The organism is Sphingomonas sp. CCH10-B3, from assembly GCF_001556185.1.
Taxonomy (GTDB): Bacteria; Pseudomonadota; Alphaproteobacteria; order Sphingomonadales; family Sphingomonadaceae; genus Sphingomonas; species Sphingomonas aquatica.
The window spans coordinates 30,039-51,291 of record NZ_LSIJ01000010.1 but is presented as its reverse complement, the minus strand read 5'-3'; the positions used below and the strand labels follow the sequence as shown (position 1 = coordinate 51,291).

Annotated in this window: 27 protein-coding genes; 16 read left to right on the top strand and 11 right to left on the bottom strand. The window is 65.1% G+C overall.

Features of this window, described 5'->3' with window-relative positions; all coding sequences use genetic code 11:
• Positions 1 to 123: 123 nt before the first annotated feature.
• Together AX672_RS02960 and dnaN are read left to right on the top strand one after the other, a co-directional pair.
• Complete coding sequence (locus AX672_RS02960; RefSeq protein WP_066647985.1) at positions 124 to 786, top strand: outer membrane protein; 663 nt, start codon at positions 124 to 126, stop codon at positions 784 to 786.
• Between the two features lie 144 nt (positions 787 to 930).
• The gene (dnaN, locus tag AX672_RS02955) at positions 931 to 2,043 is read left to right on the top strand and encodes a DNA polymerase III subunit beta (RefSeq protein WP_066647983.1); all 1,113 of its coding nucleotides are present in this window, start codon (positions 931 to 933) and stop codon (positions 2,041 to 2,043) included.
• Between the two features lie 3 nt (positions 2,044 to 2,046).
• On the opposite strand, the gene AX672_RS02950 is transcribed toward dnaN, so the two are convergent.
• Both AX672_RS02950 and AX672_RS02945 read right to left on the bottom strand, forming a co-directional pair.
• Positions 2,047 to 2,730, bottom strand: coding sequence for a hypothetical protein (locus AX672_RS02950; RefSeq protein ID WP_066647981.1), 684 nt, complete (start codon positions 2,728 to 2,730; stop codon positions 2,047 to 2,049).
• A complete protein-coding gene (locus AX672_RS02945; RefSeq protein ID WP_331711162.1) occupies positions 2,717 to 2,944 on the bottom strand; it encodes a helix-turn-helix transcriptional regulator in 228 nt (75 codons plus the stop codon). Before AX672_RS02945 ends, AX672_RS02950 begins: the two co-directional genes overlap by 14 nt.
• 192 nt (positions 2,945 to 3,136) lie before the next feature.
• Between AX672_RS02945 and AX672_RS02940 the strand changes: the two genes are divergently transcribed.
• Both AX672_RS02940 and rlmN read left to right on the top strand, forming a co-directional pair.
• Positions 3,137 to 3,889 (top strand): Coq4 family protein, encoded by a 753-nt coding sequence (locus tag AX672_RS02940; protein ID WP_066647978.1) that lies wholly within the window; start codon positions 3,137 to 3,139, stop codon positions 3,887 to 3,889.
• 40 nt (positions 3,890 to 3,929) lie between these two features.
• The gene (rlmN, locus tag AX672_RS02935; RefSeq protein ID WP_066647975.1) at positions 3,930 to 5,135 is read left to right on the top strand and encodes a 23S rRNA (adenine(2503)-C(2))-methyltransferase RlmN; all 1,206 of its coding nucleotides are present in this window, start codon (positions 3,930 to 3,932) and stop codon (positions 5,133 to 5,135) included.
• A 58-nt stretch (positions 5,136 to 5,193) separates the two neighbouring features.
• On the opposite strand, the gene AX672_RS02930 is transcribed toward rlmN, so the two are convergent.
• Genes AX672_RS02930 through AX672_RS02920 form a run of 3 tightly spaced genes read right to left on the bottom strand, consistent with a single transcriptional unit; the run spans position 5,194 to position 6,571 of the window.
• Entirely contained in the window at positions 5,194 to 5,661 is a 468-nt protein-coding gene (locus tag AX672_RS02930; RefSeq protein ID WP_066647972.1) for a RidA family protein, read from the bottom strand.
• Positions 5,658 to 6,296, bottom strand: coding sequence for a hypothetical protein (locus AX672_RS02925; protein WP_066647970.1), 639 nt, complete (start codon positions 6,294 to 6,296; stop codon positions 5,658 to 5,660). Before AX672_RS02925 ends, AX672_RS02930 begins: the two co-directional genes overlap by 4 nt.
• A complete protein-coding gene (locus AX672_RS02920) occupies positions 6,293 to 6,571 on the bottom strand; it encodes a DUF3572 domain-containing protein (protein WP_066647968.1) in 279 nt (92 codons plus the stop codon). Before AX672_RS02920 ends, AX672_RS02925 begins: the two co-directional genes overlap by 4 nt.
• A 52-nt stretch (positions 6,572 to 6,623) precedes the next feature.
• On the opposite strand from AX672_RS02920, the gene AX672_RS02915 reads away from it, so the two are divergent.
• On the top strand, positions 6,624 to 7,028 hold the full coding sequence (locus tag AX672_RS02915) for a response regulator (RefSeq protein WP_066647966.1): 405 nt from the start codon (positions 6,624 to 6,626) through the stop codon (positions 7,026 to 7,028).
• Between the two features lie 40 nt (positions 7,029 to 7,068).
• Here the strand turns inward: AX672_RS02915 and rpmG are convergent, their stop codons facing one another.
• Positions 7,069 to 7,236: a 50S ribosomal protein L33 gene (gene rpmG, locus AX672_RS02910; RefSeq protein WP_066648079.1), complete on the bottom strand. Its 168-nt coding sequence runs from the start codon at positions 7,234 to 7,236 to the stop codon at positions 7,069 to 7,071.
• A gap of 184 nt (positions 7,237 to 7,420) precedes the next feature.
• Here rpmG and AX672_RS02905 point away from each other — a divergent pair, with 184 nt between their 5' ends.
• Together AX672_RS02905 and AX672_RS02900 are read left to right on the top strand one after the other, a co-directional pair.
• Positions 7,421 to 7,984, top strand: a complete 564-nt coding sequence (locus tag AX672_RS02905; RefSeq protein ID WP_066647964.1) for a TMEM165/GDT1 family protein — start codon at positions 7,421 to 7,423, stop codon at positions 7,982 to 7,984.
• Positions 7,985 to 8,083: 99 nt separating this feature from the next.
• Complete coding sequence (locus AX672_RS02900) at positions 8,084 to 8,578, top strand: Dps family protein (RefSeq protein WP_066647961.1); 495 nt, start codon at positions 8,084 to 8,086, stop codon at positions 8,576 to 8,578.
• Between the two features lie 45 nt (positions 8,579 to 8,623).
• On the opposite strand, the gene AX672_RS02895 is transcribed toward AX672_RS02900, so the two are convergent.
• The 5 genes from AX672_RS02895 to AX672_RS02880 form a co-directional block, all read right to left on the bottom strand.
• Positions 8,624 to 8,929, bottom strand: coding sequence for an alkylphosphonate utilization protein (locus tag AX672_RS02895; protein WP_066647951.1), 306 nt, complete (start codon positions 8,927 to 8,929; stop codon positions 8,624 to 8,626).
• A gap of 8 nt (positions 8,930 to 8,937) precedes the next feature.
• On the bottom strand, positions 8,938 to 9,060 hold the full coding sequence (locus AX672_RS19170; RefSeq protein ID WP_269454019.1) for a hypothetical protein: 123 nt from the start codon (positions 9,058 to 9,060) through the stop codon (positions 8,938 to 8,940).
• Positions 9,061 to 9,610: 550 nt separating this feature from the next.
• On the bottom strand, positions 9,611 to 10,615 hold the full coding sequence (locus tag AX672_RS02890) for a GGDEF domain-containing protein (protein WP_231731132.1): 1,005 nt from the start codon (positions 10,613 to 10,615) through the stop codon (positions 9,611 to 9,613).
• A 156-nt stretch (positions 10,616 to 10,771) separates the two neighbouring features.
• Positions 10,772 to 11,314: a peroxiredoxin gene (locus tag AX672_RS02885; RefSeq protein ID WP_066647938.1), complete on the bottom strand. Its 543-nt coding sequence runs from the start codon at positions 11,312 to 11,314 to the stop codon at positions 10,772 to 10,774.
• Between the two features lie 67 nt (positions 11,315 to 11,381).
• Complete coding sequence (locus AX672_RS02880) at positions 11,382 to 12,464, bottom strand: phospholipase A (RefSeq protein ID WP_066647935.1); 1,083 nt, start codon at positions 12,462 to 12,464, stop codon at positions 11,382 to 11,384.
• 74 nt (positions 12,465 to 12,538) lie between these two features.
• Here AX672_RS02880 and hisN point away from each other — a divergent pair, with 74 nt between their 5' ends.
• From hisN to AX672_RS02835, 9 genes are all read left to right on the top strand, one after another.
• The gene (gene hisN / locus AX672_RS02875; RefSeq protein ID WP_066647933.1) at positions 12,539 to 13,321 is read left to right on the top strand and encodes a histidinol-phosphatase; all 783 of its coding nucleotides are present in this window, start codon (positions 12,539 to 12,541) and stop codon (positions 13,319 to 13,321) included.
• Positions 13,322 to 13,326: 5 nt separating this feature from the next.
• Positions 13,327 to 13,977 (top strand): HAD family hydrolase, encoded by a 651-nt coding sequence (locus tag AX672_RS02870; protein ID WP_066647930.1) that lies wholly within the window; start codon positions 13,327 to 13,329, stop codon positions 13,975 to 13,977.
• Between the two features lie 155 nt (positions 13,978 to 14,132).
• Complete coding sequence (rpmI, locus tag AX672_RS02865) at positions 14,133 to 14,336, top strand: 50S ribosomal protein L35 (RefSeq protein ID WP_066647927.1); 204 nt, start codon at positions 14,133 to 14,135, stop codon at positions 14,334 to 14,336.
• Between the two features lie 14 nt (positions 14,337 to 14,350).
• The gene (rplT, locus tag AX672_RS02860; protein WP_066647925.1) at positions 14,351 to 14,716 is read left to right on the top strand and encodes a 50S ribosomal protein L20; all 366 of its coding nucleotides are present in this window, start codon (positions 14,351 to 14,353) and stop codon (positions 14,714 to 14,716) included.
• Between the two features lie 104 nt (positions 14,717 to 14,820).
• The gene (gene pheS / locus AX672_RS02855) at positions 14,821 to 15,900 is read left to right on the top strand and encodes a phenylalanine--tRNA ligase subunit alpha (RefSeq protein WP_066647922.1); all 1,080 of its coding nucleotides are present in this window, start codon (positions 14,821 to 14,823) and stop codon (positions 15,898 to 15,900) included.
• The gene (gene pheT / locus AX672_RS02850; RefSeq protein ID WP_066647916.1) at positions 15,897 to 18,260 is read left to right on the top strand and encodes a phenylalanine--tRNA ligase subunit beta; all 2,364 of its coding nucleotides are present in this window, start codon (positions 15,897 to 15,899) and stop codon (positions 18,258 to 18,260) included. The genes pheS and pheT overlap by 4 nt, the downstream gene beginning before the upstream one ends.
• Before the next feature lie 18 nt (positions 18,261 to 18,278).
• A complete protein-coding gene (locus AX672_RS02845; protein WP_202189217.1) occupies positions 18,279 to 18,707 on the top strand; it encodes a DUF6855 family protein in 429 nt (142 codons plus the stop codon).
• A 21-nt stretch (positions 18,708 to 18,728) separates the two neighbouring features.
• The gene (locus AX672_RS02840) at positions 18,729 to 19,601 is read left to right on the top strand and encodes an aldose 1-epimerase family protein (protein WP_066647913.1); all 873 of its coding nucleotides are present in this window, start codon (positions 18,729 to 18,731) and stop codon (positions 19,599 to 19,601) included.
• A gap of 126 nt (positions 19,602 to 19,727) precedes the next feature.
• Entirely contained in the window at positions 19,728 to 21,236 is a 1,509-nt protein-coding gene (locus tag AX672_RS02835; RefSeq protein ID WP_066647910.1) for a hypothetical protein, read from the top strand.
• The last annotated feature ends 17 nt before the right edge of the window (positions 21,237 to 21,253 follow it).

Here is a 21,253-nt window from a genome sequence, read left to right as displayed (position 1 = left end):
TTGGTCCCTGTGCCCCAAATGCAACGCCTGACAGCGTTTATCCAGCGTTCATGCAACCTCTGTGCGCACCGTCGATTGTCCGGTTCCGCCCAGCTTATCGGGTGTGTTTGTTGGAGTATTGTGATGCGTACCACATTTCTAGCGACCGCCGCGGCGGCCGTCGCGCTCGCTTCGCCGGCCTTTGCTCAGGACGATGCGCCCAAGGGCCCCTTCACTGGCCCGCGTGGGGGCGTCATCATCGGCTATGATGGCTTGCGCCCTGGCAGCAGCGTCGATTCGAACATTGCCGACGACGATGCCGGCGCCGACGGCCTGCTTTATGGCGGCGACATCGGTTATGACTGGCAGCACCGCAATCTGGTGATCGGCGTCGAAGGCGAGATCACCGGATCGACGGGCAGCGTCAGCAATTCGCCGCGTGATGCCGCCGCGCTCGGCTTTGGCCGAGTGAAGGCCGGGCGTGACCTCTATGCCGGTGCGCGCATCGGCACGCTGCTCAACCCGACGACGATGGTCTATGCCAAGGGCGGCTATACCAACACCCGGCTCGACCTGACCGCAAGCGACGGCACGACCGAGACCGGCACGCATTTCAACCTCGATGGCTACCGCGTTGGCGCCGGGGTGGAAAAGGCGATCGGGCCGCATACCTATGCCAAGATCGAATATCGCTATTCGAACTACGGCAAGGCGCGGCTCGAATATCCGAACGGTGCCAACACCAACAATTTCAGCATCGATACCGATCGCCATCAGGTCGCGCTGGGGGTTGGTTACCGGTTCTGAACGAACCGTTCCGTAAAGGGCCGGATGAGGAGGGCTAGGGCATTGCCCCGGCCCTTTTTATGTTTAAGGAATAGGCTTGGCGCATTGCCCGTGGCGCCGATCCGGGCAGCAAGATTTCAGGGGTGGCGGCCCCGGGGGAGCAGAATGAAGGCGACGATCGAACGCGCAACCTTGTTGAAGGGCTTGAGCCACGTCCAGTCGGTGGTCGAGCGGCGCAATACCATCCCGATCCTGTCGAACGTGCTGATCGATGCCGCTGCCGACGGCACGCTGAAGCTGATGGCGACCGATCTCGACCTGCAGATCAACGAACATGTCGCCGCCGCCGTCGATCAACCGGGCGCGATCACGGTGTCGGCGCACACGCTGTTCGACATCGTCCGCAAGCTGCCCGAGGGCAGCCAGGTTGCGCTTTCCGCTGCTGAAGGCCGGATGACGATCATGGCCGGCCGCGCCAAGTTCAGCCTCGCCACCTTGCCGCGCGACGATTTCCCGGTGATTGCCGAAGGCGACCTGCCGACCCAGTTCGAATTGCCTGCCGAAACGCTCAAGCAGATCATCGACAAGACGCGCTTTGCGATTTCGACCGAGGAAACACGCTATTATCTGAACGGCATTTTCCTGCATGTGTCGGACGATCCGGCGCCGGTGCTGAAGGCGGCCGCCACCGACGGCCACCGGCTCGCGCGCGTCACCGTCGCCCGCCCCGACGGTGCCGACGGGATGCCGAGCGTGATCGTGCCGCGCAAATGCGTTGCCGAACTGCGCAAGCTGCTCGACGAGATCGACGGGTCGGTCGGCGTGTCGCTGTCAAATACCAAGATCCGCTTCGATCTGGGCCAGGCGCTGCTGACCTCAAAGCTGATCGACGGAACCTTCCCCGATTACACGCGAGTGATTCCGACCGGCAACGACCGCATCCTGAAGATCGATCCGCGCGCGTTCCAGGAAGGCGTCGACCGCGTCTCGACGATCGCCACCGAAAAGACCCGCGCGGTCAAGATGGCGCTCGACCGCGACAAGATCACGCTGTCGGTGACGAGCCCGGAAAACGGCACCGCGTCCGAAGACGTGCTGGGCGAATATGTCGCGCAACCGTTCGAAATCGGCTTCAACAGCCGCTATCTGCTCGACATTCTTGCGCAGGTCGAAGGCGACACGGTCGAAGTCCACCTCGCCGATGCTGCCGCGCCCACGCTGATCCGCGAGAACGACAAGGCGCCTGCGCTCTATGTTATCATGCCGATGCGGGTTTAAGGCTCAGCCCGGCACCAGCCCGCGCCGTTGCGAAATCGTCATCGACACGATCAGATAGACGCCCATCAGCAGCGTGAACATCGTCCAGCTGTCGACTTCGGCGACGAGGTCGAGCCGGGCAAGTGCGGCCCAGCCGAACAGCGCCAGCTGCAGGGTCCAGAAGCACAGCGCGCCGGTCTGCGCGATCACGGCGCGCTGCAGTTCGTCGCCTTCACGCCACAGCTTCAGGTTGAGCCATGTCTGGACGGCCAGCAGCAGCGCAACCGCCGCGGCAATCGCCCCGCGGGCCGCGACACTCAGCCCCAGTTGGGCGGCGATCGGCGGCAGCATCATCATTCCCCCCGCCAGGATGCACACCAGCGACTGCCGCAGCCCCGCCGTGCGGGCAGCGGGGTCGACCGGCTCGTCGGCGGGCTGATGCTCGACGATGCTGTTCCAGCGGCGGTTGCTCGTTGCGGCAAAGGCGACCACCGCGCCGCTGACGATCAACAGTACCGCGATCAACAGGCTGAAGCCGTCCGCCAGCGTCAGGCTGGTCAGCGTCTCGCCCGGCGCGGCCTTTTTCAGTGCACGACCCAGCAGATAGCCGGTAACGGCGCCGATCGGCGCGAAGATAGCGACCGAAATCAGCAAGCGTTGCAGGTTGTTGCGGCGCGGCTGGTTCGGCGCCGGCTCAGGCTGGGTCATCGGGGATCCAATCATCGAGGAAGATGGCATCGACAGGCACTCCAAAAACCTTGGCCAGCCGCAGCGCGAGCGGCAGGCTGGGGTCATATTTATTGGTCTCGACTGCATTGATCGTCTGGCGCGACACGCCGAGCCGCTGGGCAAGCTCGCCCTGACTGATCCCGGCTTCGGCCCGCAGCACGCGCAAGCGGTTTTCCATCGTCAGCACGCCCATTGAGCGATTGCAGGAAGACAAACATTCTCGACCATATGACAAGAGCTCTTGTCATGATTCGGTGTCGATGTCAATAACTCTTGTCTTTATGTCCAGAGCTCGCGTCAGCCCCTGTCGCGCACGGCGGCTGGACACCATTGCTTAACGTCGGGCTGCGATGCTATTGACACGCCTGTCAGCAAGGGAATCGCCATGGCCGAAACGCTCATCCCCGATCGCCGCGACTGGAAGACCGCGTGGCGCGCGCTGCGCACCCTGCTCAGCAATGGCGACGACACCACGCAGGTGTTCGTCATCATGCGCGCGCTCAATGCGGGCAATGGCAAGCATAATTACGCGCGGCTGGTGCGCAGCTATGAGGGCGGCGCGCTGGCTTATGCGCAGGTCGAGCTGGCCGAAACGCTGTCCGACCCCGCCTATATCGCCGCGTTCAAGCCCGGCACGGTCGGCGCCGCTTATCGCGATTTCCTTGCCGCGACCGGCTATTCGGCTATGGGGCTCGCCGAAGTGTCGAACCTCGACAAGACCGAGATTCCGATGCGCCATCCCTATGCGTGGTTCGGCCGCCGCATCCGCGACACGCACGACATCTGGCACGTGCTGACCGGCTACAAGGCCGACGAGACGCTGGGCGAGGCCTGCCTCGTCGCGTTCAGCTATGCGCAGGTCGGCGGGCTCGGCTGGGCGTTCATTGCGGCTGGCGCGGCCGTGAAGTCGATCGTTGTCACCAAAAGCTTCGCCTTTGCCCGCGCCGTGTGGGAAGGTTATCGCAGCGGCAAGCGCACGGCATGGCTGGCGGGCGAGGATTATCCGGCGCTGCTCAACGAGCCGATCGATGCGGCCCGCGGGCGGCTCGGCATTCGCGAGCCCAAGGCCTATCGCCATGCGCAACAGGCACTCGGCGCGTTTGCCAGCTATGCGACGCCGGTGAAGGCGCCCGCCTGACGCGCTGGTAAAATCGGGCGCGCATCGCTATGTGCCCGCGATGGTCGAACCTGCAGCCCATATGCCGATCCCCGGCCATGTCGATCCCGTGGCGGTGCCGCGTGTCGCGCCGCGCCGCGACGATGGCCGCATCGACCTGATTGGCCTGTCGAAGGACGAGCTGCGGCTCGCGCTTGAAACCGCGCAGCTCGAACCCAAACAGGCCAAGCTGCGCGCCAAGCAGCTGTGGCACTGGATGTACAATCGCGGCGTCACCGAATTCGCCGCGATGACCGATATCTCGAAGACGATGCAGCCGTGGCTCGAGCAGCGCTTCGTGATCGGGCGGCCGCAAGTGATCGAGGCGCAGGTATCGACCGATGGCACCCGCAAATGGCTGCTGCGTGCGCCCGACGCGCAGGATTACGAGATGGTGTTCATCCCCGACGCCGACCGGGGAACGCTGTGCGTGTCGAGCCAGGTCGGCTGCACGCTCAATTGCCGCTTCTGCCATACCGGCACGATGCGGCTGGTGCGCAACCTGAGCGCCGGGGAAATCGTCGGCCAGGTGATGCTCGCGCGCGACGCACTCGGCGAATGGCCCAGCCAGCCCGAGGGGCGCCTGCTCACCAACATCGTGATGATGGGGATGGGCGAGCCGCTGTATAATTTCGACAATGTCCGCGATGCGCTGCGGCTGGTGATGGACGGCGATGGTCTGGCGCTGTCGAAGCGGCGGATCACGCTGTCGACGTCGGGCGTGGTGCCGATGATGGCGCGCGCGGGCGAGGAAATCGGCGTCAATCTGGCGGTGTCGCTCCACGCGGTCACCAAGGAAATCCGCGACGAGATCGTGCCGCTCAACCGCAAATACGGGATCGAGGAGCTGTTGCAGGCGTGTGCCGATTATCCCGGCGCCAACAACGCGCGGCGGATCACCTTCGAATATGTGATGCTGAAGGACAAGAACGACAGCGACGCCGATGCGCGCGAGCTCGTCCGGCTGATCCGCAAGTACAAGCTGCCGGCGAAGGTAAATTTAATCCCCTTCAATCCCTGGCCCGGCGCGCCTTACGACACCTCGCTGCCCGAGCGGATCAGGGCGTTTTCGAACATCATTTTCGAAGCGGGGATTTCGGCGCCGACCCGCACCCCGCGCGGTCGCGATATCGACGCGGCCTGCGGGCAGCTGAAGACTGCGGCCGAGAAGAAGACCCGCGCCGAACTCGACCGGCAGGCTGAGGAAAAGCTGGCAGCGCTGGGTTAGGGAAAGTTGCTAGCCCCTCCCCTTCAGGGGAGGGGTTTCGAAAATTGCACGGGCAGGCTTACCCCTGAACCTGCACAATCGCATCGACCTCGACCACCGCGCCGAGTGGCAGCACCGCGACGCCGACCGCGCTGCGGGCATGGCGGCCGGCGTCGCCGAACAGCGCGACCATCAGTTCCGACGCGCCATTGGCGACCTTCGGCTGATCGGTGAAACCCGGTGCCGAATTGACGAACACGCCCAACTTGACGATCCGTTCGACCCGATCGAGATCGCCAAGCGCCTTCTTCATCTGCGCGACCAGCATCAGCCCGCAGCGCTCAGCTGCAGCCTTGGCGTAGTCGAGATCGCGATCCTCGCCCGCACGGCCGGTCATGATTGTGCCGTCGGCGGCAAAGGAAATCTGCCCCGAAATGTGCAGCAGCCCGCCCGCTTCGACCGCAGGGACATAGGCAGCAACCGGCGCTGCCGCTTCGGGCAGCGTCAGGCCGAGTTCGGCAAGCTTGGTGGCGATGCGATCGGTCATGCGGAGGCTCCTTGGTCTGGGGCGGGGAGGTTTTGCGCGAAACGCTCGGCGATCCACGCCTGGGCTTCGTGCCAGTCGTCGATCCGCGCATGAGCAAAGGGCGCAGGCTTGATGTGCGGCGCAAGCGCAGGCTCGGACACCATGTGCAGCCGGTGGACCTGCGGCGCGTGCTTGGCGACCGATTCGTGATGCACGCCCAGATCGTCGACGAACACCGTGACCGGATTGCCATGCTCGGCGACCAGCCGCGCGACCGGATCGCCCTTGCCACCCTGATTTGTCTCGACCCGGTGCGCGATCCCGAAGGCGGCGAGCTGCGCGATCCGCGCGTCGCGGCAATGGTCACCGAGATTGGTGAGGATGACGATATCGGCGGTTTCGCTCAGCGCCGCGAGCGCCTCGCGCGCGCCGGGCACCAGCGTCTGGCGCTCCATTTCATCGGGGAAGAAGCCGTCGAGCAGTCCCCACATCTCGGTCCGCTCGACCAGTGAGCCGTCGGCGCGCTTCATGCTGTTCGCGAAATCACCGCCCTGCAGCTCGAACGCGATGTCATGCCGCTCGCGCAACCAGACACCGAAATGACGGACCATGTGCAGCAGCACTTCGTCGCAATCGCAGATCAGCAGCGGTTTCATGCGTTCTCCAACGTGGCACGGGCGCGCACCAGCGCACTCGGCGCGACACCGAGCGTTTCTGCGCATGCCACCAGATCGGGCTCATGGCTTTCGACGAAGCCGAGCACCGCCGCCAGCACCGCTGACTCGCCTGCGCGAGCGCGCAAATCATCGGGGGTTAGCCCGGTCAGCGCGAGCAGCCGTTCCGCCCGGGTCGGATCACCGAGCGCCCAGACCAGCGCGCGCAGCGCCAGCGCATCGGCTCCGGCGTCTTCAATTGTATCGCGCGCGCGCATTGCCTAATTGGCCCTGATCCGATGGGGTGGTGGCGGGAAGGACACAAGGCACGTGGCAAAAAGGGTGCTGGTTGTCGAGGACAACGAACTCAATCTCAAACTTTTCTGCGATCTGCTGCGCGCGCACGGATTCGAGACCGAAGGCGTGCGCGACGGGCGCGAAGCGGTGGCGCGCGCCCGGGCCTTTGCGCCCGACCTGCTGATCACCGACATCCAGCTGCCGCATGTCAGCGGCTATGACCTGATCGCGCAGGTGCGCGGCGACCTGACCTTGCGGACGACGCCAATTCTCGCGGTCACGGCCTATGCCAGCCGCGCCGATGAGGAGCGTATCCGCGCGGCCGGCGCCAACGCCTATGTGTCGAAGCCGATCGCGCTCGCCGCGTTCATGGCCGAAGTGAAGGCATTGCTGCCGACAAGCGAAGAGCCGCACGGCACGGGGCCGGCGGCTCTTTAATCCTGGCAATGCCGGGCAATTCGCAAAAGCGGAAAAGCCGTTACTTGATCTTGGCTTCCTTGAACTCGACATGCTTGCGCACGACCGGGTCATATTTCTTGAAGCTCAGCTTTTCGGTCTTGGTGCGCGGATTCTTCTTGGTGACATAGAAGAACCCGGTGTCGGCCGAGCTGACGAGCTTGATCTTGACGGTGGTCGGCTTTGCCATGACCCGAAATCCTGCGAAGTTGAAAAAGCAACAAGCGACGAGCAGGGGTGCCCGCCGCTTGAACAGGCGCGCCAGATGAAGCAGCGCGATCGCAAAGTCAAGCCTGCACCGCCCTGCGACCGCGACTAACGCCATCTTTACCGGGCAGGGCGCAGGGTGACCGTCTCGACGGGATGGGACGGGCATGGACGCATTGATGGCGGCGCTCGTCGCTGCTCTGCTGATACACGCGACCGATCGCACGCCATGGCTGATCGCTGGCCTTGGCGCGCGCTACCGCCAGCATGTGCTGGTGCTGGCCGGGGCCGTGACGGCGCTGGCGCTGGTGAATGCGCTGGCCGCGACTGGCGGCGCGACGCTTGCACCACGGCTGACCCCCAATGCCCGCGCGCTGTTTCTGGCGCTGTCGCTCGCCGCTGCCGCGCTCGGCAGCCTCACTGCGCTGAAGCCGCCCGAATCGCTCGCCGGATGGCGGACTGGCCCGTTCGTGACGCCGTTGATCGGGATGCTGACGCTCGGTTTCGGCAGCGCGCAGTTCGTCACGATGGCGCTGGCGCTGCGGGTTGGCGAGCCGGTGTTTGCGGCGGTCGGTTCGACGATCGGCGGTGCAGTGGTGGCAGGGGCAGCGCTTGCGCTCGCTGAGGCGGGCGTGACGCCGCTGCGGCGCCGCGTCGTCCGCCTGTCGGTGGGCGGACTGTTGGGCATCGCGGCCAGCATCGCAGCGCTCAGCGCATTCCGGCTGATTTAGCCTTTCGCCCAGTCTGATCGACAATTTGCGGCGCAGCAGCGGATCCAAAATGCTAGTTGGATCATTATCGCAACGACCCGTCCCAACAGGAGATCGCACATGGCGACCGACCCCGCTCTCAAGACCCCGACCGACCTGAAATCAAACGCGACCAAGTCCGTGGCGGAAGCGCTCAACGGCATTCTCGCCGACAGCTTCGCGCTGTACCTGAAGACCAAGAATTTCCACTGGCACGTCTCGGGGCCGCATTTCCGCGACTATCACTTGCTGCTCGACGAGCAGGCAGCGCAAATTCTTGCGACCACCGATGCGATTGCCGAACGCGTGCGCAAAACCGGCAACACCACGCTGCGATCGATCGGCGATATCGCGCGGCACCAGACGATCCGGGACAATGACGACGACTATGTCGCGCCCGAAGCGATGCTGGCCGAGCTGCGTGAGGATAATCTGAAGCTGATCGCGAGCTTGCGCGAAGCCAAGGACATCGTCGACGACGCCAAGGACAATGCGACCAGCGGCATCCTCGACACCTGGACCGACGAAGCCGAACAGCGCGCCTGGTTCCTGTTCGAGGCCAGCCGCAAGGGTTGAGCCGCATCGCCGGTCGCTCGCCTCGGCGGGCGACCGGGTTCCGCATCAGCGTTTGCGCACGAATTCGGCGCGCAATACCAGCCCCTTGATCCCTTCATATTTGCAGTCGATTTCCTGCGGATCGCCGGTCAGCCGGATCGATTTGATCAGCGTCCCGCGCTTGAGCGTCTGGCCAGCGCCCTTGACTACCAGATCCTTGATCAGCGTCACCTGATCGCCATCGGCAAGCAGATTGCCTACGGCATCGCGCACCTCGACGCGATCCGCATCGCCGGGGGCGGCCGCCGCCGCGGCGGTACTGATCCATTCGCCACTGGCCTCGTCATAGATATAGCTGTCGTCATCGCCCATTGTCGCGCTCAGTCCCTGCTCTGCGGGGCGACGATGCCCTTGGTCGACGGGTTCGACGCATTGGGCTTCTTGGGCTTTTCCGCCTTGGGTTTGCGGATTTCCTTGTTCGACTTCTTCTGGGCCTTGGCCATCTGCGGCTCCCGCGCGGGCGTGATGCCTGCGATCGGGACGCAGCCTAGTCGCTTCGGCGCGACGTGGCGCGCATAATCGGCACCACGTCGCGTCGCGGGCCGCGCGGCTGGCGTGGTGCGGCGCGCATCAGGCGGCCAGCACCAAATTCAACAGCGCATCATGCCCGATGATGAGCAGGCCGGTCGCCGCGAAGGCGAGCAGGCCGAGAGTAAGCACTTTGGTCATGTGTAAGATCCCTGAACCTGAGCGGCGATCAGACAATCGGCGCGACCGGAACGGCAGCCGAAAACATCAGCACACCAACGAAAAGCGACGCAGCAGCCGATAGCACCACGCGCTGAACTGATTCGAAACGAGCCATTGAATTTCTCCCTTTTAACCCGCCGACCGGACCATCCAGCGGCGATGCCCAAGGGGTTGCATCGAGCGTGCCAGTTCGGGAAATTCGAGGAAATCAGCCGTTCTGGCCGACAAAGATCGCCATAATTCGCGAATTACACCGTTGTGCAGCGCAATATGCACCAAAGATTCGCATTCGACACCAGCCGCTCAACCGATCTTGATACAGTTGCGGCCATCGGCCTTGGCGGCATAGAGCAGGCCGTCGGCACGTACGAAAGCATCGTTCACGGCTTCACCCGGCTGCGCCATCGTCAGCCCACCCGAAAAAGTCACCTCGCCGAGCGGGGCGTCGGTCTCGCGCAGCCGGTAGCGCTTGCGCGACACTTCCTCGCGCGCGTCTTCGAGCAGACGGTGTGCCGCGTCGAGGCTGAGGTCGGCGAACAGCACCACGAATTCCTCGCCGCCATAGCGCGCGACCAAGTGATTTTCGCAGCGTTCGGCGAGCGTCTTGCCAATCGCCTTCAGCACGCGGTCGCCGACCGCATGGCCAAAGCCGTCGTTGACGCGCTTGAAATGGTCGATGTCGCACACCCCGACGATGATCGAAGCGCCGCGGCCGGCGCGCTCGGCAAAGCCCTCTTCGAAGGCGCGGCGATTGGGCAGGCCGGTAAGCGGGTCGCGCTGGGCATTGTCGCGCGCTTCCTCAAGCTTGCGGCGCAGCTCGTCGGCTTCGCGGGTTGCGGCTTCGAGCTGTTCTTCCGTGCTTTGCACGCGTTCGAGCATCGCGCTCGTCAGCCGCACAATGTCGGTCACCGACACCGACGGCCCGATGTCGCGCATCGCATCGGCCTTGGCGGCAAGGTCGCGACCGAAGTCACGCGCTTCGCTGCGGATGTTCGCGACGAGGTCCTGAAAGCCTTCGACCTGCATCTGCGTCTGGGCGACCAGCATCTGGCCGATCGCCTCGCGCTGGGTTTCGCTCGGCACGGTCGCGCTAAAGGCGGCAGTCGCTCCGAGCATTTCGATGTCGTTACGGGTCAGCCGGATACCGCCGTCGGTCAGCTCGTCGACGGTGCGTGCAAGCTCGCTGTCGGGATTGCTGGTGACACGGTAGCCGAATTCGTAATTGACTGGATCGGGCCCGAGCGCGTTGCGCGTCAGGAAGTCGCGGACGCGATCGAACATCGACTGTTCGGCCGCGTGACGATCCACCAGTTTCACGCTCTGCCTCAAAACCCTACTTCCGCTCATCGACCGTCAAGCCCATCGCTGCACGGCGGGTCACCCGTGTCCGGTGACGCCGCACATGTCGTTACTAGAGCGAAAAGGCCTAATATTCGGTGAGTGCTAAGGATGATTCGGCGGCATTCAGCGATGCGTGGCGCGATACCGCTTGACTGCTTCCAAGGTCAGGTTGACGTGCTGGGCAGCGCTCATGTCGCTATGGACGTAAAAGACCTTGCCGTCGGGCGCGATGACATAGCTGGTGCGGCTGGTGTAACCGCTTGCGCTGCCATCGGGTTTCTTGAGCGCGACGTCATAGCCTGCAGCGACTGCCGGGGTGGCGGCCGCGACCGGAAACTTGCCCGCGCAATAGGCACTGGAGAATTTAGCGATCTGGTCGGTGTTGCCCGCCGTCATGCCGATCACGGTCGCGCCCGCTGCCTTGAAATCGGCAATTGCCTCGGCAAAGGCATGCGCTTCGGCGTTGCAACCCGGCGTGAACGCCGCCGGGAAGAAATAAAGTACGACCGGCCCCTTTTTGAGCGCTGCCTTCAGATCGACCGTGAAGGGCTGGCCCGCGACCGAACCCTGCGCAGTGAACAGCGGCGCAGTGGCACCGGGCTTTAGCTCTGCAGACGCAGGCGTCGTGGCAAGCAAGGCGGCGGCAGCAGCAAGAGCGAGACGCATGGGCAAGATCCTCATCCAGATTTGGTGTCAACGCTAGGCCAGTTGCCGCACCGCGCCAACCCGGCCCTTAGCGGGTAAGCGCAATCCCGATCCGCGCGGTCGTTTGCTGCTGGTTATAGCGCGGCAGCGTCTCGCCATAGCCCGTGAAGGCCTGACCGAAGAGATAGACCCCGAAATCGCCGCCGATCCGCTGCAGCGGATAGGAAGCGAACAGTTCGGCGGCGCCGCGCCCGGTGGTCGGATCGCCCCGGCCGTAAAGCTGGAGCTTAAGCCCGTCGCGCTTGGCGATCGACGCGGTGATGCCGGCATTGCCCCAGAATCGGTCGAGATCGGTCGCGATGCCGCGCGTGCCGAAAAACACCCAGCCCTGCGGCGCGACATCGAGCCGCCAGCCGCGCCCGAGATCGAAGGCCTTGTTGACCCGAAGGTACAACCGGTTGGCGTCGATCGAATCGCGCACGCCGCCGCCGTTCGAACTGTGACGATAGCCGAAGGCGACATTGACCTGATCGCCGACCGGCACGTCGACGAACACTTCGGGGCTGTAGATCGTCGTCGGGATCGGCGCTGACGCGCGGTTGAACGCCCAGAAGAAGGTGTGGGTATAGGCGACGTTGAGATAGGAAAGCGCGCCATGCCCGCCGAACGGGCGCAGCGCGAAACTGAACTGTACCTTGGTATTCTCCTGCCCCGATCCGATCGCGACATAGGTCGGCTCATAAGGGCGGAAACGGCTGAGGAACCCGCTCGCCAGCCCGTGCGAATCGGCCACTTCGGTCTCGCCGTCTTCAACCACCGGCGGCGGGCGACGCGTGGCGGTCGCGACTTGCGGCACGGCGGGCGTGAGCGGGGCAAGCCGGTAGCGCAACTTGGCGAACCCGCCAGCCGGCACCGGCGCGGTGTCGGCCGTTGAGCGCACCAGTTCGAGCGTCAGCGCGGTCCCGTCGCGCGCGATCGTGTCGATCGTGTCGGGCGCGGCGACCGGCGCCGGCTCTTGCCCTTCGTTCACGAGATACACGTCGACACCGTCGCTGCTCGCCTTGGCGGCGCTTTCGGGCGGTGCAACCAGCGGGCGCAGTTGCGCATCGGCGGGGCTGGCAGCCACCGCAATCGCGACGGCCGGGGCGAGCAGAAGAGCGGTCAGGCGCATGACCGCCCTTTTGTCAGCGCTTTGTGACTTATGCGAGTCTGGCGTTGTGCGAAGGTGACGGCTAGGCACGCGGGATGCGCGTTTCCCAAGCCGATATCGATCTCGCGGCCGCTCTCGCCGATGCTGCGGGTGCTGCGATCCGCTCTTATTTCCGGGCCGACCATGGCCTTGAGACCAAGAGCGATGCCTCGCCCGTCACGCTGGCCGACCGCGCGGCCGAAGCGGCGATGCGTCAGCTGATCGAACGGACCTTTCCCGACGATGCGATCATCGGCGAGGAATATGGCACCAAGCCCGGCAAGAGCGGGCGGGCGTGGGTGCTCGACCCGATCGACGGCACGCGCGCCTTCATTTCGGGCCGCCCGATCTTCGGCACGCTGATCGCGCTGACGGTCGAAGGGTGGCCGATGCTCGGCGTGATCGACCAGCCGATCCTGAAGGAGCGCTGGACCGGCGTGGTCGGTCAGCCGACCTTGTTCAACGGCACCCCTGCGCGCACGCGGCTGATCAAGGCGCTTGACGAGGCGCTGCTCGCGACCACCTCTCCGGCGCTGTTCAACGACGACCAACTCCACGCCTTCGAACATCTCGACGCGCAGGTACGCTCGACGGTGCTTGGCGGCGATTGCTATAATTATGGCTGCCTTGCGAGCGGCCATATCGATGTCGTCGTCGAGGCCGGGCTGAAGATCCATGACTTCGCAGCACTCGTCCCGGTCGTCGAAGGCGCAGGCGGGCGGATGTGTGATTGGGCCGGCGACCCGCTGACCAACGACAGCATCGGCGAAGTGATCGCCGCTGGCGAGCCCGCGCGCATCGACGACATTATCGACGCGCTTGCCTGCCGCGGGCACTAACGGAGATGATCCGCGCCGTTGTTTTCGACGTCGGCGAAACCTTGGTCGACGAGACACGCCAATGGGGACTCTGGGCAGATTGGCTCGGCGTGCCCCGCAGCGACTTTTCCAAGGCATTTCATGAAGTGGTGGCAAGCGGCGCGCATCATCGCCAGGTTTTTGACCGATTTGCGCCCGGCCTTGATGTCGATGCCGCCGAACGTGCGCGGATTGCGGCTGGGCAAGGCTACATAATCGAACCGCAGGATTTTTATCCCGATGCGCTCGCCTGTATGGCCGAGCTGCGATTACAGGGGCTGATGGTGGGCATTGCTGGCAATCAGCCCGAGGCAGCAGAAGCGGCGTTGCGCGCCTGCGGCACAACAGCGGATTTCATCGCAACATCGACCGGCTGGGGCATCGAAAAGCCGTCGCCGGAGTTTTTTGAGCGAATCGCCGATGTTGCCGGAATGCCGCCGTCCGCCATCGCCTATGTCGGTGACCGGCTCGACAATGATATCGTCCCGGCGCGTGGCGCGGGCATGGTCGCGATCTTCCTGCGTCGTGGTCCCTGGGGTTTGGCGCACGCCAACAGCCCCGATATTGGTCGGGCATCCGCACAAATTGAGACACTTGCGGCGCTGCCGACATTGATCCGGCAGCTCGAACACCACTGAGGCATGGGACGAACGACTGTTTTTCCGGCCGCGCCAGTTGCCAATCACGACCACTTCGTCTAAGCGCCCGCCTTTCCGCGAGTAAGAGGAATGGTCCGGCCGGTATGGGCTGCCGTGGCTGTTCATAAATCGTCGCGCAAACGAAGGAGACGAAAATGCCCAAACTCAAGACCAAGAGCGGGGTGAAGAAGCGCTTCACCGTCACCGCGACGGGCAAGCTGAAGCATGGTGTCGCCGGCAAGCGTCACCGGCTGATCAGCCACAATGCCAAGTATATCCGCCAGAATCGCCGCACCTCGGTGCTTGCCAAAGCAGACACCGCGACCGTCAAGGCGTGGGCGCCTTACGGCCTGAAGTGAAGGAACGATAGGAAATGGCACGCGTCAAACGGGGTGTAACCACCCGCGCCAAGCACAAGCGGATCCTCGAATCGGCGAAGGGCTATTACGGCCGTCGCAAGAACACGATCCGCATCGCTCGCCAGGCCGTCGAAAAGGCCGGGCAATATGCCTATCGCGACCGCAAGGTGAAGAAGCGCTCGTTCCGGGCGCTCTGGATCCAGCGCATCAACGCCGGCGTCCGCGCCGAAGGGCTCACCTATTCGCAGTTCATGCACGGGCTGAAGCTCGCCGGCATCGAACTCGACCGGAAAGTGCTTGCCGACATCGCCATGCACGAAGGCGCAGCGTTTAGCGGCATCATCGCGCAAGCTAAGGCGGCTCTGCCCCAGGCCGCCTGAGCGGTTCTGGCGCGAGCACGAAATGCGGGGCGTCGGTGGCAACACCGGCGCCCTTTTTCTTTGGTTCATCTCCCGCTAGCAGGCGCTACGCAAAGGAACGCCGGATGACTGACCTAGACCAGATGCGCGCCGACCTGCTCGGCCAGATTGATGCGGCGACCACGCCTGACGCGGTGGAGGCGATTCGTGTCGCCGCACTCGGCAAGTCGGGCAGCGTGACCGCCCTGCTCAAGACGCTGGGCGGCATGTCGCCCGAGCAGCGCCAGAGCGAAGGCCCGCGCATTCACGCGCTGCGGGAGGCCGTGACCGAGGCCCTGACCACGCGCAAGGCCGCGCTTGACCGCGCCGCGCTCGATGCGCGGCTCGCGGCGGAAACACTGGACATGACGCTCCCGGCCGAGCCGCTGCCGCTCGGCACGATCCATCCGGTGAGCCAGGTGATGGACGAACTTGCCGAAATCTTCGCCGATCTGGGCTTCGCCGTGGCGACCGGGCCGGAGATCGAGACCGATTGGTATAATTTCACCGCGCTCAACATCCCCGAGACGCATCCGGCGCGGGCGATGCATGACACCTTCTACCTCGCGGGCGAGCACGCGACGCCGATGGTGCTGCGCACCCACACCAGCCCCGTGCAGATCCGCGCGATGCAGGCGGCGGGCGGCGACAAGCCGGTGTATATCATCGCGCCGGGCCGCACCTATCGCTCCGACAGCGACGCCACGCACACGCCGATGTTCCATCAGGTCGAGGGCCTCGTGATCGACAAGGGCATCACACTAGGCCATCTCAAATGGACGCTCGAGACGTTCCTGAAGGCCTATTTCGAGCGCGACGATATCGTGCTGCGGCTGCGCCCGAGCTATTTCCCCTTCACCGAGCCATCGGCGGAAGTCGATGTCGGCTACACCATCCAGAACGGCAAGCGCGTGATTGGCGGTAGCGACCATTGGATGGAAGTGCTCGGCAGCGGCATGGTCCACCGCAAAGTGATCGAGGCGGGTGGCTATGATCCCGATGTGTGGCAAGGCTTTGCGTTCGGCTGCGGGATCGACCGGCTAGCGATGCTCAAATACGGGATGGACGATCTGCGCGCCTTCTTCGATGGCGATATTCGCTGGTTGCGGCATTATGGCTTCGGCGTGCTCGATGTGCCGACCTTGAGCGGGGGAGTCGGCGCATGAAGTTCACGCTTTCGTGGCTCAAGGAGCATCTCGATACCAGCGCCTCGCTCGACGAGATCGTGCTCGCGCTGACCCGTATTGGCCTCGAAGTCGAAGGGGTGGAAGACCCCGGCGCGGCACTCGCCGCATTCCGTGTCGCGCGCGTGCTGTCGGCGGAACGGCATCCACAGGCCGACAAGCTGCAAGTGCTGCAAGTCGATGCCGGCGACGGCCCGCTGCAGGTCGTCTGCGGCGCGCCCAACGCCCGCGCCGGGATGCTCGGCGTGTTCGGCCCCGCCGGCGCGGTCGTGCCCGGGAGCGGCTTCGAGCTCAAGGTCGCCTCGATCCGCGGGGTCGAATCGAACGGGATGATGTGCTCGGCGAAAGAGCTCGAGCTCGGCGACGATCACGACGGCATCATCGAGCTGCCCGAGGGTGCGCCGGTCGGCACGCCCTATCCCGATTATGCCGGGCTCACCGATCCGGTGATCGACGTGTCGGTGACGCCCAACAAGCAGGATTGCATGGGCGTGCGCGGCATCGCGCGCGACCTCGCAGCAGGCGGCATGGGGCAATTGCGCCCGCTAAAGCCCGTCTCGCTGTCCGTATCCGGCGCCGGGCCATCGATAGCCACCGAGGATACGGACGGCTGCCCGGCCTTTTACGGGCAATTGGTGCGCGGTGTGAGCAATGGCCCCTCGCCTGAGTGGATGCAGCGCCGCCTGAAGGCGATCGGGCAAAAGCCCATTTCGACACTCGTCGACATCACCAATTATGTGATGTTCGATCTCGGCCGCCCGCTGCACGTCTATGACGTGGCCAAGCTCGACGGCGGCCTAGTCGCGCGCAAGGCGCGGGCGGGCGAAAGCGTGCTCGCGCTCAACGGCAAGACCTATGCGCTTGACTCGGGCATGACGGTGATCGCCGACGGGGCGAAAGTCCACGATATCGGCGGCATCATGGGCGGCGAGGAAACCGGCGTGTCGGAGACGACCACCGATGTGCTGATCGAATGCGCCTATTTCGATCCCGAAAGCATTGCCCGCACCGGCCAGAAGCTGCTGCTCACCAGCGACGCCCGCACTCGCTTCGAGCGCGGGGTCGACCCGGCCTTCCTCGACGAGGGGCTGGCGATTGCGGCGGCGCTGGTGGTCGAGCTGTGCGGCGGCACCCCGAGCGAGGTGACGCGAGCAGGCGCTCCGCCGCTGGCGACGAAGACGATCGCTTATGATCCCGATCGCGCCGAGACGCTCGGCGGTCTCGCGATCGCGCCTGACCGCCAGCGCGCGATTCTTGAGTCGCTCGGCTTCACGGTGTCGCCCGATTGGCAGGTCGGCGTGCCGAGCTGGCGGCGCGACGTCGATGGCCCCGCCGACATTGTCGAGGAAGTGATCCGCATCGAAGGCATCGACAAGGTGCCGCCGGTGCTGCTGCCCCGCACCCCCGGTGTCGCCCGCCCGACCGCGACGCCCGAGCAGAAGCTCGAACGCCGGGTCCGCCGCGCGGCGGCGGCGCGGAGCCTGAACGAAGCGGTGACGTGGAGCTTCCTCCCCGAAGCGCAGGCGGCCGTGTTTGCAGGCGCCAGCAACTTCGCCTGGACGCTCGCCAATCCGATCAGCGAAGACCTGAAGGTCATGCGGCCGTCGCTGCTGCCCGGCCTGCTGGCCGCGACCGCGCGCAATCTGAAACGCGGCGTGCCGAGTGTTCGCTTGTTCGAACTCGGTCGCCGCTATCTGAGCGATGCCGAGCGGATGACCTTGGGCGTCGTGCTCGCGGGCAACAAGGCACCGCGCAACTGGCAGAGCGGCAAGGCGCAGGGCTTCGACGCCTTCGATGCCAAGGCCGAAGCGCTGGCGCTGCTGGGCGAAGCGGGCGTGCCGGTCGAAAATCTGCAAGTGTTCGGCGAAGCGGGGGAGGCTTGGCATCCCGGCCAGTCGGGTACTTTGCGGCTCGGGCCGAAGACGGTGCTTGCCGCCTTCGGGATGCTGCACCCACTGACGCTCAAAGCCTTCGACCTCGACGGCGCGGTGGCAGCTGTCGAACTCTATCTGGATGCCGTTCCCGCCAAACGCGGGGGGAACGGCTTCATGCGCCCGGCCTATGCGCCGCCGGCGCTGCAAGCCGTGACGCGTGATTTCGCTTTCCTCGTCCCCGCCAATCTCGCCGCCGACTCGCTGGTGCGGGCGGTGCGCGGGGTCGACAAAAAGGCGATCACGGCCGCGCGGCTTTTCGACCGGTTCGAGCGCGACGGGGCCAAATCCTTCGCCATCGAAGTGACACTGCAACCCGTCGACAAGAGCTTCACCGACGAGGAGCTGAGGGGCATCGCCGACAAGGTCGTGGCGGCCGCGGCGAAACTGGGGGCGACTCTGCGCGGCTGATCGGCTATTCTGGCATCCATGAGCGAGGGCACATCAGCACTGGGATCGGGGACGCCCGGCGACCCGTGGCAGCTCAAGACGCCGCCGCTGACGAGCGACTTCACCATGCACCGCGCCGAACGTGATGGCCTGGCGATTCTGGTCTGCACCGTCGGCAAGACCGTGCTGCATTACGATGCGCGCTGTCTCGACGATCTGCACGCGATGCTGATCGCGCACGGCGACTGGATCGAACTGGGATCGGCCGACGAGCAGAAGGACGCCAAGCCCGGCACCGTCGAAGCATGGGGCCGATCGCCCGACAATCCGATCGGCGGCTGGTATGGCCTGAAGAAGGGTCTGCGGGGGCGCTTCGGCATGTATGTGCCGCCGCTGATGGAACGGCTGGGGCTGGCCGAGGTCGAGCATAACCCGCGCGGCAATCGCATGCGCGCGATCCCGGCCTGATATCGGTCGACTGAGGCACGCATGACTGAGTTTATCAGGATCGGATCGGGCCAACTGCGCGCCGCGATCAACCCGCTCGGTGCCGAACTCTCGTCGCTGAAAGACGCGGACGGTCGTGAGCTGATGACCGATGCCGACCCCGCCTATTGGCGCGGGCGCGCGCCGATCCTGTTCCCGATCGTCGGGCGGCTGAACGACGATGTGCTGTGGGTCGACGGCGAATCCTATCGGATGGAAAAGCACGGCTTCGCGCGGCGGTCGACCTTCGACCTTGCCGCGTCTTCCCCAACGCATGCGCTCTTCCGAATGACCGATTCGGCAGCGACGCGGGAGATGTACCCCTTCGCGTTTCTGCTTGAGATCGGCTTCGCGATCGACGGAGCGACGCTGACGATGACGGCGAAGATCGGCAATCCCGCCGACACGCCGTTGCTCGCGAGCTTTGGCTGGCACCCGGCCTTTGCCTGGCCACTGCCCTATGCCCGCCCCCGCGCGGATCACCGGATCGTCTTCGACGCGCCCGAGCCGGGGATGCTCAAGGGCCTGAACGAAGACGGCCTGATCGCCGAGGATCGTCCGACGTCGGTCGCGGGCGACACGCTCGCCCTCGCCGATGCGCTGTTTGAAGCCGATGCGCTGATCTGGAACCCGATTGCGTCACGCGCGCTGCGTTATGGCGCGAGCACCGGCCCGCAGCTCGCCATCGCTTTCCCCGACACGCCGCGGCTCGGCATCTGGACCAAGCCCGGCGCGCGCTATGTCTGCATCGAGCCGTGGCACGGGATTGCCGACAGCGTCGATTTTCAGGGCGAGTTCCGCGACAAGCCGGGCGTCTTCGCCGTGGCACCGGGGGCGACCTGGGCATGCGAGATGCAAGTCACGCTGGACGCATAGCCGACAGTCTGGACGGTTCGCGCCAAGATCGTGGCCTTCGGCCTTGGCGCGATGCAAATTCGCTTGCGCATGGGCATAAGTAGCGTAGCATTTCGCACCGCGTCCCGAACAGAGGGGGAGTCGGACATGCGACGCTTCGTTTTGCAGCTGGCCAAGCAACTTAAACCCAATCGTCAGGCATTGACGGTGCTCGGATCGATAGCAGGAGCAATATCGCTCGGGTTGACGTCGAGCGCGCATGCTCAATCGATCCCCGTTTCGCCGGTCCTTCGCAAGGCCCCGACCACGCCTTCGACGGCGGCGCTGTCTGCGCTCCAGCGCAACTATACCGAAATCGTGCTCAATGTCCGCACGGGCGGCGGCATCGCTGTTACCAACCGGCGCGGTATCCTCGGCCTGCCGGCTTTTGGCAGTGCAGGCTTCACGCTGATGACGGCGCGTTGGTCCGATGCGTCTCGGACCGGGCGCGACGGCTTTTTCGTCGGGCGCTCGGGCGTGATCGGCAAGCGGCTGCTCGACCGTAGTGGCAATGTAGCGGGCGCCTATCTGATGTCGCGCGGGGCATCGGAACTGCTGATCGACAGCGACCGCGACAATATCGTCGATCTTTCGGTGTTGACGCAGGAAGATGGCTTTGCGCGGATCACCTTTGCCGGCGAAGCCGGGCGGGCGGCGTTCGACCGAATGCTGAGCGGGCAGAATCCATTTTGCGTGGGCGGGCCGCGCCACTCGACGCCTGCCGAAAGGGCGCGGGGCGATGCGTCGGGCTGCCCGGGCGCCGGCAGCACCACCCTGGCCGGGACCGGAGCGCCGTCGCGCTCTGGGTCGCGGGGCAAGCCGCCGCGCGATCCGATGGATTTCGTCTGTGCGGGCTTCGATCCGGTCCGCGCACGTTTTTCGGGCGGCACGCGGTCGCTCGATCCCGACAATCCCTTACCCGCGACGCAGGGGCTGCTCGACTTCGCGTCGAACGGCTTCGATGGCGAGCGGGACCAGTTGGCCGCCGCCGGTCGCTTTGTCATCATGAGTCCATTGATCGGGTTGGTCGCAATCCTTGAATTCAGCGCGCATGAAGTCGCGGGGGGCGGCCAGCTCGGACTGATCGCCGAGGCACGCCATCGCCAGATCGAAGCAGAGGAACGCCGCCGAGAGGCAGCCGCCAGCGAGCCGGCCAGCAGCGAGCCACCCGCCGAGGGCAGCGACACAACGCCACCGCCGACCAGCGGCGGCGATACGTCGCGGCCCGGCCCGGATGGTGGCGATGACCTAGGCGGCCCGCTCAGTATCGCTTGCGGCAGCCGCTCGGCCCCGTCACAGTCGGCTTCGATGCGCACCGCGTTTGACGAAGCGCTTAACAAATGCCCGAACCCGGTCGAGTCGACCGCCGCCGCCGGCGAAGCGACGGCATCGTGCATGAGCGGCGTAATCACCAGCCGCAATGGATCCGCGGTGGTCGATTTGGCCGCGATGGCGCGCAGCGCTGGCAGCGCCAGCAATGGCGGCTGTCCGGACAGTGATCCGCGCTGCTTGGGCGACCGGACCGGCCGATTGCGCGGTCTCCTGCAGGCGTCGAGAGCCTATCTCGGCCAGCGCGCGATTTGCGATCCCCGCAACTGCCAGCCCCCGCTGCAATAGCGGTCGTTCGGGCGAGG